The organism is Paraburkholderia sp. (assembly GCF_049581445.1).
Lineage (GTDB): Bacteria > Pseudomonadota > Gammaproteobacteria > Burkholderiales > Burkholderiaceae > Paraburkholderia.
Genome location: NZ_JBAURZ010000312.1, coordinates 1 through 14,065 on the forward strand (window position 1 = coordinate 1; position 14,065 = coordinate 14,065).

A 14,065-nucleotide genomic window follows, 5' to 3' on the forward strand; every position below is an offset into this window, starting at 1 on the left:
CTCCGGCACCTACGTCTGCGCGGATGCGCTGCAGCGGCTCGCGGCTGCGCCGCTGGTCGACGCCTTGGCGCTGGGGGACCCGGATTTCAGCCCGACCTCGACGCTGGAAGTCCGCCTGATCCTCGAACCGGCGATTGCACGCCGCGCCGCCGCTCATGCGCGGCCGGACCCGCTCGCCGAGCACTATCTCGCGCAGATGGATTCGATCGTGGATGTGACGGACCCCGACCAGCGGGTGCTCTGGAACAACAGCGACCGGCTGTTTCACCGTCAACTTGCAGTGATGACCGGGGACGCGTTGCTGGTGAAAATCGCCGACGAGGTCGCCAAAACGATGGATCAACCGCTCTGGAAGCGGCTCAAGGACGACGGCATTTACGACACGGGGCGGATTCGCCTGTATGTATCGGAACACCGGCTGATTTACGAGGCGATTGTTGGCGGCGACGCTGATGCGGCAGCGTTTTACGTCCAGCAGCACATCATGCGGGTGCGCCGCGATATTGCGCCGAAATAGCGCGGACGGCGGCCTCCGAGCGCCAGCGTCAGCAATGTGCAGCGCGAAGCAGTGGACTGGCGGCCTTTCTTGACGCGGCCTCACCCCGAGCCACCCGCACCCGCTCGTTGTACCCAGTACGCCGCCTCAACCCGACTGATCCGCAGAATGATGCTCGGGCTTGAACATGGCCTGGCAACCCGGACTCAACTCTTTCTTATGCTGCTTCATGCAAGCCGTGATCTTGTCCTTGTTGGGAATCTCGGCGCTGCAGAATTTCATCGCATCGCCGCGACAGGCCTTTGCTTGTTCGTCCTGTGACGCGGCATGTACGCCGCTCAAGGCCACGTCGAGAGCCAGCACCGTCAGGCAGCTCGCGGCAAGCACGCTCCAGCGGCGGAACAGAGGGCGAGAAATAGATCGGGACATGTGGCCTCCTGGTAGTCAAGTTATTTACCGCAACACAGGTAACCCCAGAAGAACGCCAGCGCGCCGACAAATCGTTTTGCTGCACCGCACACTTTATTTTTGACACACTTATAATGGCAAACACTTAGGTATTAACCCTAAGTCAAAACTGCCAATATTGAGGTGCCACGATGTCCAGCCAATCCGCTTCGTCCCGCGTCGTTCCTGCCAGCGCCCGTCCGGCAGTGTCATCGTTTGGTGTAACGATTCACCGCCTCGCGAAGTCCATCTGGCGTTCCTATGAGCGTCACAGCCTGTATGAAGTCATGCTCAAAGGCGGCTACTACGAAGGTCTGCCCGATGATCTCGAGCGCCGCACGCAGCAAATGGGGCAGCGCTGATCACGAGCGGGTTCGGCCCGCCGTCTGACGAATAGTCAGCAGAATTCGGGCCCGCCAGTTTTGGGGGGCTTGGGACAGGCCGGCGACACTCAGCGCGAGGCTCGAGTCAGCGTCAATCCTCGCCCTGCGTAAAACCGTTTCATTGTCGTGAACGGCAGGTACGCATCAGCCTGATACGGCGTCACGCCGGACGGATTGTGAAACCACACGCCGTCGCGATCGCGCCCATGCAGCAGAATCAGATGTCCGCCGCGCTCCTGGTTCGCGTCGTTCGGACGGCGAATCTCGGGACTGACCGAAACGATCGCAAGCGTCTCGCTGGTGATGCCAGCGGCGATCTCTTCCAGCTCCGCCTCCGGCCATACCTCCACCTGCAGACCGAATACACGTTCGGCCCATGAGGCAAACGGCCGATAAGTCAGCCCGTCCACTCCGCCGTCTTCGCGCATGCGATAGACATCATGGCGTAGCGCATCGTCAAGCATCGCGGCGCGAGAGGCATGTTCGATGCCCCATAAATCCAGCGCGGATTCGAGGCAGGTCAGCCCGCAAAGGCGTTGTCCCCAGAAACGATAGCGGTCCGGTTCGGTGAAGCCGCTGCGTTGCCATGCGGGGTCTTCGCAAGGATCAACGTCCTGCTCCGCGATGCGCGACACCCACTCGGGGCTGCCCCATTGCGAGTAGTACGGCACCCCTGAATTGCGCACGGTCTGGTCTTTCATGGATCAAATTGGAAAAGTTGAAGGGGACTCAAGATAGACTGCATCGTGCATCAACCCCGCCGCCCTCGTAGCAAGCAGAACGCAGCAAAACACGAAGCCGAAAACTTAGCACGAGTCCGCATGATTGCCGAGTCCAGGCGTTGAGAAAGACCCCACCGGATCACACTTGATTACATGTGAGCGTGAAATTCCCCGGTAAAATAAACCATATGCACCGGGCATGACCCGAGCGCGAACCAGTGCCCAGCGCCTATCCAGGCACGTCCGCGGCATCCGCATAAAAGCGGTCACACTGCGCGTTTTGCTGTACATTGGCTCCCCGCGCGTGGCCAGTCGTCTCGCAGCAAGGGCGGAACGACGCGCCGCTGTCCAGCCTTTCGCGTCCTTCACCGATCCTATTTAAAAAGACAGACCTCCACGCAGCATGGCCACTGAAGCAACCTCACCGGACTCCATCGCAGTTGCAGAACGCGTGCGCGAGTTGATGAGCCGTCACGGCATCGGTAAGCGGCAGCAAACCACTGAGCTGTGCCGCATCCTCGACCTGAGTTTTTCGCAGGGGCACCGCAAGCTGCGTGGCAACAGTCCCTGGACGCTGTCGCAAATCAAGAAGGTCGCCGAGGTGTTCGGTGAGCCCGCCGCGCAACTGTTTGGCGCGCAATCGCTTGACCCCGGCATGGTGGGCGCCATTGCGCAGGAAGCGACGTTTTCCGTTGGCGCAATCGAACTGGCCTGCACGGCCTGGGTCGGCGCCGCACTCGAACCGGGTAGCCGTCCTGAGTTCATCGCCTATTCGAAACAGGGGCAATGGCGCGTCACGCGTCATGACGGCGCGCTCTATCAAAGCGCCTATGAAGTTCACAAGATTGAGATTTATCCGCGCCGCGGCGAGGTGGACAAGCCGCTGATCGCCGTGGTCGATGACGATCACGCTTCGGCCGACAATCTGCGTGACTACCTCGAACGCAGCGGTTTTGCGGCGATGGCGATCTACGGTCTTGCGGCCTTTCAGGATCAACTGCAAACCCAGGTATTCGATGGCATCGTGATCGACTGGCTGTTCGGCAATCAGACCTCAGCGGCAGCCATTCGCGCCGTGCGGGCGTCGGAGAATCCCGACGCTCCGTTGTTCGTGCTGACCGGCGAACTGCTGACCGGCAAGGCGAGCGAGTCGGAAATCAGCGAGATCATCCGCAACTACAACGTGGCCTGTTACGAGAAGCCCGCGCGCATGGCGATTCTGGTCGCCGATCTGTCGAAGCGTCTGAACCGGGCTTGAGGCGCTGCTGAAAACCATCACACCGTGCTGCGCGCCGACAACGCGCGCTGCAGCGCACTGCGCAATTCTTCGTAGTGCACCGGCTTCACCAGGTATTCGAAGAACGGCCCCGTGCCCGCTTCCGGCGCCTCAGGTGCGTATGCGCTGATCGCGATCACAGGCACACCGGCGGACGGCCCGCTTCGCGAAGAGAATTCGCTGAAGAACGCGTAGCCATCCTGATCCGGCATATGCAGGTCCAGCAGCACCGCGTCGCAGCGCCGCACATCTAGCCAGGCAAGCGCTTCGCGAGCGCTGCCGACAGCGGTCGCTTCATAGCCCATGTGCGTAATCATTTCCCACAGAGACTCGCGAATCAATCCGTTGTCGTCGACGATCAGCACCTGCGAGTGCACGTCGTCGGGTGCGGTGAAGGTCATCGCGCCGGGATGCGTGACGGGCTCGACCGGACCCACCGGAATCGTCACCGTGAATGTCGTCCCCTCGCCCACGGTGCTTTCCACGGCAACGTTGCCGCCGAACAGCTTCAAGAGGCCCTGGACAATGGCAAGTCCCATCCCCGCGCCTTCGAAGCGCCGCGCGCGCGAACCGTCAAGCTGGGTAAATTCCTTGAACATCAGCGGCAACTGGTTGGGCGGCACGCCCGGTCCCGTGTCACTTACGACGATGGTCAGCACTGCCAGCCGTTGCGCGAGGCGCACCCGCACCGAACCTTTCTCGGTATAGCGGATGGCGTTTGTCACCAGGTTGCTGACGATCTGACGAATCCGATGCGGGTCCGAATCGACGGGCCCGGTCAACCCCACTGCTTCGCTTTCGAGCGCGAGGCCGCGTACTCGGGCAGCCGGAGTATGTTCGTCGACGATCGACGACAGCAATTCGCGCGGTTCGAACTGCTCGTAGCGCAACTCCAGCTTGCCCGCTCCGAGGCGCGCATAGTCCGTCAGATCGCGCATCTGCGCTTCGAGATGCCGGGCCGCGCTTTCGAGCCGCTGGATCACCTTGCGGTCGGCTTCGGACTGAAAGTTGAAGCCCAGCAGTTCGATCGACGAGACGATGGCATGCAACGGCGTGCGCAGTTCGTGGCTGATCATGCCGAGGAACGCGTCCTTCGCAAGGCTTGCCTCGCGCGCCGCGCGGCTCGCCTGGTGTTCGGCTTCGAGCGCGGCGCGTTGCTGGCGAATCAGGCGGCTGCGACGGCGGCCGTTCACCACCAGCAGCAGCGTCGCCGCAGTCGAGAGCGCCAGCAGCATCAGCCCGGCCGCAAACAGCATTTGGCGTTTGTCGATGAAATCACGGCTGATGGCTTCGCGGTCCGCGACATCGGCGAAGCGCCGGCTCAGGGCGAGATCGTTGACCTCCTGCCAGTGCGCCCGCAACGCGGCGACAATAGGATCGATATGACGCGGATCCTGAGCCAAGGCTTCAAAGTCCGGTTCGAGCCCATCCAGCATCGTCTCTAGCGACTGAATTTCACCCTGCTGACGCTGCAACAGCGCCATCTGATCCGTCAGCGTTTGCGTCGAACCCGCCATCACATGCAGCTTCGACTGCAACACTTCGTAGCGCAGTTGCAGCCGTGGATAGTCCACATCGGTACCGCTGCGGTACAGCAGCAACTGGTTTTCGAGGCGCGCGTAGGCGATCTGCAGTTGCGCCGCGTCCCAGTAGAAGCCATCGTAAGCGCCCGTCAGCAGCGCGGTTGCACGCGGATTGAACAGATTCGCGTACAGCAGATAGCCGATCGCCCCGGCCGGCGCGGCGAGCGCGGTCGCCCAAAGGACGGCCAGCAGCCAGCGGCGCAGCCGGTGCGGCATCACTTGACGATCAACGACCTGATTTGCCATACGAAGGATTTGACTGCATCAATGTGCCTTCATTGCGCACTGTCCTCACCCCGCAGATGTTTCGCCGCCCGCTGCGACGCCACCACGATCAGCTTGAGCGTCGCCCGCGTGGCGCCGACAAACAGCTTGCGGGCGGCGCGCTCATCGAAGGTGTCGAAATCAACTTCGGTCAGGATCACGCACGGCGCCGACTGTCCCTTGAAGCGGTAGATGGATTCCAGCAGCAGGTCACCTTCGCGGTACTCCGGGCTACCGAACAGATCGTATTTTCCGGTGAAACTGCGCAGCCGATGCGGCCCGAGCTGATCGAGCGAACTCAATGCTGAACCCTCGCGCCCGCGAAACGACAACACCGCGATGTCCTGCTTGCGAAACCCCAACGACAGCGCCTGGGTAATTGCCCGCTTGGTCGACTCGATACAACTTTGCGCCGCGGACGCCTCATCGTAAGTGGACAGCGAAATATCGGAGCCGTCGAACGGGCTGCCCGATGCAAGCGCCGCCGCGAGCGGCACTGAACGACCTACCACGTCACGGACATAGTCGAGAATGTCGCGCGGGCTGCGATAGTTGGTGGTTTCCTTCAGCGTAGTCCAGCCGGGCAAATCGACAGGCTCACGCATGTAAAGGTTCTGCAGCGGATCTTCGAGCCACCACCAGGCCGCGCCCGGCCGCAGCAGACGCTCAAGCGCGCCGACCCACGGCTGCTGGAAGTCCTGGCCCTCGTCGACGATCAAGACGTCGAACTGCCAGCGCGCGTCGATTGGCGTCGCGGCAAAGCTCTGCTCCAGTTGGTCGAAGATGTCAGGGGCCTGAAAATCCGGCGTATGGCCGCCGTCGCGCGCAACCCAGTCGCACAACTGATGGTAGTTGGCGATTTTTGCCTCAGGGGGCGCCACCCGCGCAATGTGGTCCGCCAACGGCCGGTTGAAGCACACATACAAAGGCCGCGCGCCGCGCGCGACCGCATCGTTCATGACCTGTACCGCAAGCTGGGTCTTGCCGGACCCGGCCGTGCCGATCACACGCAGCCGAAACGGCGAGAATTCGAGCCGCCGCGCCCACGTCGCCAGACCGCCCGCCAGTCGCGTGACGAGCGTGCCGGCCTGACCGACCAGCGCGCTCGCATCGGGGGTCAACGCGAGTTCGTCGGCGAGAAAATGGTGAATCTTGGCTGCGCAGGCGAGCCGCGGTTCATCTGCCGGCAAGGCTTCGCGAATGATTGCGGCAAGCCGCTCCTTGCGCGTCGCATCGACGATGCGACCCGGGTTCACGCCGGCAATGGCTGCGTCTTTGACGGTATGGTCCGGGCAATACAGCAGTTCCTCGACGAAATACGTGCCCGCGCCAAACGCGGCCGTAAAGCGCCGGTGCATCCCTTCGATGGTGCGCGCGAGCGCCACCGCCACGTTGCGCTCAGTCTGCAGGTAGACCTTGACGAGTCCCTTGGGCGTTTCACGCAGAAAGCCGGTTTTCTGCTCGATGATCATCACGCGTCCGGATGGGCTGACGATCACGAAATCGGCTTCGCCGAACACCGAAAAGCCCTGGTTCAGGCGGGTCCAGTGCACGCCGTGATAGACGGTGTAATCGTTCGGCAGACCCGCTTCGAGAAGCGCGAGGGTTTCGCGTTCGCGCACAGCGGCGCCAGTGGCGGCAAGATTTTTCCAGTCGTCGGGGACAATGCGGGCCATGCGGTGTCTCGTCACATTCGGGTGCGCTCATTGTACGCAACGCATGGGCCTCTCTGACATCTATACGGCGCCTGAGGCGTCCCTGGGCTACAGCAGCGCCACACCAGGGTAGCACGGCCCGCAAAAACTGCATCAAGGCCTCAATCCGGGGGGCCGACAGGAAATAACAAGCCGCATCGTGTATCGTAGGCGGTTGAACGCCGCATTGAGTGCGGCTTGCCAATCACGATAAAAAGGATTTGCCGGATGATTACGATCTGGGGACGTGCCAACTCGGTCAACGTCCAGAAAATTTTGTGGTGTTGCGACGAACTGGTGCTGCCGTACGAGCGCATCGATGCGGGCCTGCAGTTCGGCCGCAACAACGAGCCCGACTATCTGGCGATGAACCCCACGGGCCGCGTTCCGACGCTGGTCGACGGCGATTTCGTGCTGTGGGAATCAAACTCGATCCTGCGCTATCTGGTGATGCAATACGCCCCGGCGAGTCCGCTCTATCCGAGCGAGGCGAAGCAGCGCGCCAGCATCGACCGCTGGCTGGACTGGTCGCTCTCTACGCTGCAACCGGCCGAGCGCCCGGTGTTCTGGGCTATCGTGCGCACGCCCGAAGCGCAGCGCGACACCGCAAAGCTCGCCACCGATCTCACCGCTGTGACCGCGTTGTGGAAGCTGGTGGACAATCATCTGCACGCGCGCTTTTTCCTTGAGGACGAGAAGTGCACACTGGCGGACATCGTCATTGGCGCCTATGCCAAGCGCTGGTTCGGTCTGGACGGAATCGAACGGCCGTCGCTGCCGAACCTGGAGCGCTGGTATTCGCGGCTCACGACGCGCACGGGATTCAAGAAATATGTCGATTTCACGCTGACCTGAGCGGGCTACTCCGCGCGTGAGCATGACCTGTGCGGGCCATCAGTCCGCACGGCCTTGATCTACACCCGTCGCACCGATCACCCAACATGAGTCGCGATATCGCCAGCATGCTCGCCACGGCGCAGCAAAAATTTAGCGCCGGACAGTTCGCCGAAGCGACGGACCTGCTGCAAGAGATTCTTGCGCTCGATCCGCAACACGGCGAGGCGCTCGAAGGACTCGGCTATATCGCCGCCAAACAGGGCGAGCATCAGCGCGCCGCGGACTATCTGATACGCGCCGTGGAGGCGCTGGATGCATCGCCGGACCAACTCCAACTCGCCGCTCATGTCTGCCAGTTGGCCGACCGCCACGCCGACGCCGCCGCGCTCTACGAACGCTGCCTCGCACGCTTACCCGACCACGGGCCGTCGATGCATGGCGCGGCGCTATCGCTGGCGAAACTCGGTGAAAACGAACGGGCACTACAGTACTTCGAGCGGCTCACGACCCGCCATCCACAACTCGCCGAGGTGCATTACAACAAGGGCAATCTGCTCGGCGTAATGGGCCGCTACGACGACGAGATGGCTGCCTACGGGAAAGCCATCGCGCGCAAGCCCGACTTCGTACGCGCCTATGTCAACCTCGGCGTGGCGCTGCGCGACCAGCACCGCTTCGACGAAGCGTTGCTGCAGTTCAAGAAAGCGCTGGCCATTGATCCCAACGACGCCGGCGCGCGCACCAATCGCGCCCAGACCAATCTGCTGCTGGGCGAGTTCGAACACGGCTGGCGCGAGTACGAATGGCGCTGGCGCGACGGCACGGACAGCCACGGCTTCGATGCAGCGCAACTCTGGACCGGCGCCCAGGCACTCGCTGGTAAGACCGTGCTGGTTCACCACGAGCAGGGTTTCGGCGACACGCTGCAATTCGTACGCTTCACCGACCGGCTGAGTGCCGCCGGTGCGCGGGTCGTGTTGCGGGTGCAGAACGCGTTGCTGCCGTTGTTGCAGGCTTATCCGGGCGTGGCCGAAGTCGTTGGCGAAGACACGCCTCTGCCGCCATTCGACTACCACATTCCGCTGATGAGTCTCGCCTTCGCGCTCAAGGTCCGCGCAGCGGATCTGACCGCACCGGAGCATTCGTCGCAGCCGTATCTGAGCGCGGACCCTGTCCGCGTTGCACAATGGGAGAGGCTGTTTAGCAGCAGCGCGCGGCGACCGCGCGTGGGCGTCGTGTGGTCGGGCAGTCGTGGGCATCTCAACGACCGCAATCGTTCGATACCACTGGCGCAACTCGCGACGCTGTTCGATGCCAACGCCGAATTCGTCTCCCTGCAAAAGGACGTGCGCGACGACGACCGCGTGCACTTTGGGGAGCTTGTACAGCGCGGCATCCTGCGCGATGTGGCCAAACGCCTGGAGAATTTCGCCGACACGGCCGCACTGATCTCTCAACTGGACCTCGTGATTGCCGTCGACACCGCCGTCGCACACCTCGCGGCGTCGCTGGGCAAGCCGGTGTGGATCGCATTGCCGTTCACGCCCGACTGGCGCTGGCAAATGAATCGCTGCGACAGCCCCTGGTATGCGAGCGTGCGCCTCTTCCGGCAGAGCGCACGCGGTGACTGGTTGAACGTGGTGAGAGAGCTGCGCGACGCGCTCGCGGCGCTTCCCGTCGCGTAGAAAGCAGCCCGTCACGCTATTGGGCGATGGCCCTTATAATCGACACATGAAGAACGCCAAGCCCTCTACGGTTGCCGCAAAAGCCGCCGCTGCCCGCGACGCCACCCACGACGGTGGCAACGGCCACGCACATATGCACGATCACGCGCATGACCATGATCACACCCACGATCATGAGCAGGCCCATGCGGCAACGCCGGAAGCCGCACTGGTGATGGCTGAGGAATATTGCCGCGAACGTGGGGAAAAACTCACGCCGATCCGTCGCAAGGTGCTGGAACTGCTACTGACCTCTGGGCGCGCCACCAAGGCCTATTCGCTGCTTGACGACATGCGCCAGATCCACCCGGGCTCCGCGCCGCCAACGGTGTATCGGGCGCTCGACTTCCTGCTTTCAGCTGGGCTCGTGCACCGGATCGAATCGATCAACGCGTTCACCGTATGCCACGATCTGACGCAATGTCAGCATGGCATTCTGGTGGTTTGCCAGCAATGCGGCAACGTCACGGAACTGCACCAGCCCAAGCTGCGCCAGGCACTGGTTGCGCAAATCGAGGACGCAGGGTATCGCCTCGCCAGCGATGAAATTGAGCTGAAAGGGTTGTGCTCCGCCTGCCAGGCCGCCGAAGCTGCCCAGCTCGCGCAAACATCTGCGCCTGCCGGCCGCGCCTAAGCCCTTGCGGCATCGCAAATGCGTCAGGGCCAGAGCGATTGCGCGACTAGTCGCGCCAGGGGGCGGGCTTTAACCCGCCGCACGCGCGTCAATCGCGTCGTGCAGCAGGCCAACGAGATCGTCAGGTTGCGCCGGTTTGGTCATGAAATGCTGAAAGCCCTCACCGATGCTGCGTAAGCGGTAGGCGTCGTCGGTATGACCTGTCAGCGCGACGGCCACGGCCGGCGAGTGATCACTACGAATCTCATGATCGCGCAGCCGCTGGATCAGGTAGAAACCGTCCATACCGGGCAGTTCCAGATCGCAGACTACCGCATCAGGTAACAATCGCACCGCTGCTTCGACGCCCTCTTCCGCATCCGCCACCGCGACGACATGCGCACCCTCCGACTCAAGCAATAGCGTCAACGATTCCCGGCTTTGCGGGTCATCTTCGACGAGCACAATCGTTGCCTGGTCGAGTCTCAACACTCCGTTCATTTTGCGTTGTTGCCAAAAACAGGTTAGGCCCAGCAAGAGGGCCATCATATCGCGCGGACCACCTCGCAGTTGCCGCGGCCAGGTTCTTGATTCCGCCTGGCATCCACGATATCCGACTGTGTTTGACGCGATGAGTTGCACCCCGTCCAGAAAGAATCAACCGGAGAGTGACTGCAACGCGCTGCGCACACTAACTCATCCACAAGTCACATGCATGAAAAAACAAGCCCATTCAGGGCCTTAGCTCAGCCTCACTGTGCTCACATCGCCGTCGCGGCTGAAACAAAATCCAATCATATGTAGCACGGAGCGTGCCTCATAGGCATAACGGGTCAGCAACTCGATTTTTCCACTTGTTGCGCTCAGCAGTAGCGTGCTGTGAGGGCTCGATCCCTGCGCAGCATGTCTTCAGAGGAATCACCTTCGGGATCAGCGTCGTAATAGCGCTCCGAAGGCTCATTCGAGTATAGGACCCGGCGTCTACGGCAGAGGCGACGCATCTGCTGCTACGCAACACAAAGCGAACCAGCGCGCTGCCAGCGCATGCTGTCGGCAAACGATCGCCGCAGCGCTATCATGGACAGCGATGCGCACTGGGCACGACGACCGGCTGCGCGCATGGAACGGCACGGCGGGCAAGGTCGCGTACAGTTGCGCTGATGGCCCGCAGCGGCTCCCTCTTTCAATCCGACGATACCGACATCACGATGCAAGAACTCGATCCCGCCACGCTCGAAGCCCTCCGCCATGTCAGCACGGCCACGCTGACCACCCAGTTGTTCAAGCGCGGCTTGCGCAACACGTTCATGCAGGGGGTTGCACCGCTCGCAGGACATCAGGGTGCGAATCTGGTAGGGCCGGCGTTTACGTTGCGCAATATCCCATCACGCGAAGATATCGATGTGCTGGAGTTGTTTGCGAATCCGGAGTACGCACAGCGCAAATGCGTCGAAACGATTCCGGCCGGTCATGTGCTCGTACAAGACTGCCGTGGCGAGCGCAATAGCGCGTCGTTCGGTTCGATTCTCACGCAGCGTCTGCATGTGCGCGGCGTCGCCGGGATGGTCTCTGACGGCCCGGTGCGCGACAGCACGACCATCGCCGCACTCGGCCTGCCGGTGTTCTGCGCGGGCGCTAGCGCGCCGCCCAACCTGATCCGCCACCATGCAGTGGATATCAACGTGCCTATCGGCTGCGGCGGTGTGGCGGTGTTTCCGGGCGACGTGATCGTCGGCGACGCGGATGGCGTGGTGGTCATCCCGCGCGAAATGGCCGCGGACGTCGCACAAGCTGCTGCGGAACAGGAACAACTGGAAGAGTTTCTGACGGAACGGATTCGCGAAGGCGCTGCGTTGCCGGGCACCTATCCGCCGAATGACGTGACCAAGGCAGCTTACGCGTTGTGGAAGAATCAGCGGAAGAACTGAGGTCGCGCCTCGGCTGTGTATGCGCGACTCACTCAGATGTGTCGCGCTTGAGTTAGCCAGTCTGCCGGGCTGGCCAACCCTTTCCTTCCCATATATTTCTGCCCGTTGCGAGTTGTTACCTGCAAACGGTAATGAAAGGAATTCCTGCCGGGCGTTCCGCGGTTTTCCAGAGCATGAATCAGCATCCCGCATACATTGCGGACCTTCCAACGGGTTGAGATCGACCTCAGACGGCAAGCGAAACAGTTACCGTCGTAAGAAAAACCAATATCTCCGCGTTGTCCCGACATTCCAACACCGATGTAATAGCCACGCCGTCGCGGTGATTCTGCGGGACGGCCATCGTCCGCCGTGTCCGCATGACACGCTGGGTGTGTCGTGTCAGCGCGCGTTATCGCTCGCCCCAGCCGTTTTAACCGTACCCGTGGCACGATATATTGGCCGAACCTTCCCGTCCCGACGAGCCAGAGCCCTCCAATGTTCAGCACAGCAAGGGCATCGGCGAGCAGCTTGCAGCTTTGTCAGCCGCCGAGGCTGAAAAAGCTGAAGACGTTGCCGCCCTCGTGTATGTCGCGTTGGGAGTGCCATCGCGCACGATCCAGCGCGAGACGCTAACGCTCAGCGGCAACGCCATTTTCCATGCCGAACTCGTGGATGGTCGAGAGGTGGCGGTGCGTATCAGTGCGCGGCGCGGTTCGTTCGCGTACACGCAGCATAATTTAAGCGCACTGGGGTCCTTAGGCCTGATTGTGCCAACCGTTCTCGCGTCGGGTCCGACATCAACAGGCGGTTCGTTCGTTATCCTGAACTGGATTCCCGGACGCGATCTGCAATTCGAATTGTCTGAGTTGAGCGACCGGCAAGCTACGCACATCGCGGAGACGGTCAGCGACTGGCAAGAACGCGTAACGAGTCTGCCGGAAAGCCGGGGCTTCGGCTGGGCGCCGATTGGCGCACACGCACCCCACGCGCGATGGACGGATCTGTTTGGCCTGCCCGCCACCGCCGTGACCCCGCCTGAGCATGCCGCGCCACTGGAGCGTCTGCGAGGACGCCTGCGCGCTGTGCGTCGGGACATCGAACCGTATTTTGCATCGTTGCGTCCGATCTGCTTTCTGGACGACCTGACGATCAAGAACGTGATCGTGGAACACGGCCAACTGCGTGGGATTATCGATGTCGACTTCGTGTGTTATGGCGACCCGCTGTTGTCAATCGGCACCACGCTCGCACACATCGCGGCCGATGTCGGTGAAGCCGGTCATCTCTATGGACATGAGTTGATTCGCTGTGCAAAGCCTTCGGCGCTGGCACGGCGCGCCATCTACTTCTATAGCGCGTTATGGGTGATCGGCTTTCTCGCCAGCACGCTGAGCGCAGGAGACGCAGTGAGAGCAGATGAACTGACAGCGGTTGCCGACCACATACTGCGCACGGCGGAGACCCGACTGCCTGCGTGAACCGGGAACGATCGCCGCGCCACTAGGCTTTCTCGCGTTGCGGCCCCACGCCATGCAAGAGCAACGCCACGGCGTGCCGGGCGATGTCATCTGCGGTGAGGCTGCGCCGCACCGGATCATTGCGCCACAACTTCGAGGTGGCCAGCGGCAGAATCGTCAGACCGAGCAACGAGAGAAACACCAACGACGGTTCCAGATCCGCATTGACCCGCCCCTCTTTCTGCCATTGCTCGATTCGCTCGAGCGATGCCTTGTGAGACGCGTGTCCAAAGCGCTCATGCATGCGCTGGCGCAACAAGCCGCCGTCGCTGATCACCTCGCGCACCCACAGTGACGGAAACCACGGATGTTCGACCGAGATATCGACGAACCGCCGTGCAAGTTGCGTGATGGCGGCTACCGGATCGTCCGGGTTGGCCTCGAATGTGCCACCAATCGCCGTGCGCAGCGGCAGAAAACGCTCATCGATCAGCACATCGAGCAACTGGTCGCGCGTCTTGAAGTAGTAATGCACCATGGCCGGTGTAAAGCCCGCTTCCCGGGCAATCGCGCCCAGCGTGGTATCCACGATGCCCTGGCGCGCGAACAGCGTAAGCGCTGCATCCAGCAGCCTGGCACGCTGTTCCGGCCCTTGCAGG

Annotated in this window: 14 protein-coding genes; 8 read left to right on the plus strand and 6 right to left on the minus strand. The window is 62.0% G+C overall.

The features are described 5' to 3' along the window. Positions 1-517 (plus strand): FadR/GntR family transcriptional regulator (locus tag WCA85_RS25630; RefSeq protein ID WP_424067662.1); only part of this gene is annotated, 517 nt, incomplete at its 5' end. 126 nt (positions 518-643) lie between these two features. Here WCA85_RS25630 and WCA85_RS25635 read toward each other — a convergent pair. Further along, positions 644-925 (minus strand): hypothetical protein, encoded by a 282-nt coding sequence (locus WCA85_RS25635; RefSeq protein ID WP_424067663.1) that lies wholly within the window; start codon positions 923-925, stop codon positions 644-646. Positions 926-1,095: 170 nt separating this feature from the next. Here WCA85_RS25635 and WCA85_RS25640 point away from each other — a divergent pair, with 170 nt between their 5' ends. Continuing rightward, positions 1,096-1,305, plus strand: a complete 210-nt coding sequence (locus WCA85_RS25640; protein WP_424067664.1) for a hypothetical protein — start codon at positions 1,096-1,098, stop codon at positions 1,303-1,305. 89 nt (positions 1,306-1,394) lie between these two features. On the opposite strand, the gene WCA85_RS25645 is transcribed toward WCA85_RS25640, so the two are convergent. Next, positions 1,395-2,027, minus strand: a complete 633-nt coding sequence (locus WCA85_RS25645; protein ID WP_424067665.1) for a C39 family peptidase — start codon at positions 2,025-2,027, stop codon at positions 1,395-1,397. 424 nt (positions 2,028-2,451) lie between these two features. On the opposite strand from WCA85_RS25645, the gene WCA85_RS25650 reads away from it, so the two are divergent. Further along, on the plus strand, positions 2,452-3,306 hold the full coding sequence (locus WCA85_RS25650) for a helix-turn-helix domain-containing protein (RefSeq protein WP_424067666.1): 855 nt from the start codon (positions 2,452-2,454) through the stop codon (positions 3,304-3,306). 17 nt (positions 3,307-3,323) lie between these two features. Here the strand turns inward: WCA85_RS25650 and WCA85_RS25655 are convergent, their stop codons facing one another. After that, positions 3,324-5,153, minus strand: a complete 1,830-nt coding sequence (locus WCA85_RS25655; protein ID WP_424067667.1) for an ATP-binding response regulator — start codon at positions 5,151-5,153, stop codon at positions 3,324-3,326. 29 nt (positions 5,154-5,182) lie between these two features. Then, positions 5,183-6,847, minus strand: a complete 1,665-nt coding sequence (locus WCA85_RS25660; protein WP_424067668.1) for an ATP-binding domain-containing protein — start codon at positions 6,845-6,847, stop codon at positions 5,183-5,185. A gap of 246 nt (positions 6,848-7,093) precedes the next feature. On the opposite strand from WCA85_RS25660, the gene WCA85_RS25665 reads away from it, so the two are divergent. From WCA85_RS25665 to WCA85_RS25675, 3 genes are all read left to right on the plus strand, one after another. Next, a complete protein-coding gene (locus WCA85_RS25665; RefSeq protein WP_424067669.1) occupies positions 7,094-7,720 on the plus strand; it encodes a glutathione S-transferase family protein in 627 nt (208 codons plus the stop codon). Positions 7,721-7,806: 86 nt separating this feature from the next. Beyond that, a complete protein-coding gene (locus WCA85_RS25670; RefSeq protein ID WP_424067670.1) occupies positions 7,807-9,387 on the plus strand; it encodes a tetratricopeptide repeat protein in 1,581 nt (526 codons plus the stop codon). A gap of 46 nt (positions 9,388-9,433) precedes the next feature. After that, positions 9,434-10,060, plus strand: coding sequence for a Fur family transcriptional regulator (locus tag WCA85_RS25675; protein ID WP_424067671.1), 627 nt, complete (start codon positions 9,434-9,436; stop codon positions 10,058-10,060). Between the two features lie 69 nt (positions 10,061-10,129). Here WCA85_RS25675 and WCA85_RS25680 read toward each other — a convergent pair whose 3' ends face one another. Beyond that, positions 10,130-10,588, minus strand: a complete 459-nt coding sequence (locus WCA85_RS25680) for a response regulator (RefSeq protein WP_424067672.1) — start codon at positions 10,586-10,588, stop codon at positions 10,130-10,132. Between the two features lie 659 nt (positions 10,589-11,247). Here WCA85_RS25680 and WCA85_RS25685 point away from each other — a divergent pair. Both WCA85_RS25685 and WCA85_RS25690 read left to right on the plus strand, forming a co-directional pair. After that, positions 11,248-11,967 carry a ribonuclease activity regulator RraA gene (locus tag WCA85_RS25685; RefSeq protein ID WP_424067673.1) on the plus strand — a complete coding sequence of 240 codons (720 nt, stop codon included), beginning with the start codon at positions 11,248-11,250 and terminating at the stop codon, positions 11,965-11,967. Positions 11,968-12,404: 437 nt separating this feature from the next. Next, a complete protein-coding gene (locus tag WCA85_RS25690; RefSeq protein WP_424067674.1) occupies positions 12,405-13,427 on the plus strand; it encodes a phosphotransferase family protein in 1,023 nt (340 codons plus the stop codon). Between the two features lie 22 nt (positions 13,428-13,449). Here the strand turns inward: WCA85_RS25690 and WCA85_RS25695 are convergent. Continuing rightward, positions 13,450-14,065: TetR/AcrR family transcriptional regulator (locus WCA85_RS25695; RefSeq protein ID WP_424067675.1), on the minus strand; the 616-nt coding region annotated here is incomplete at its 5' end.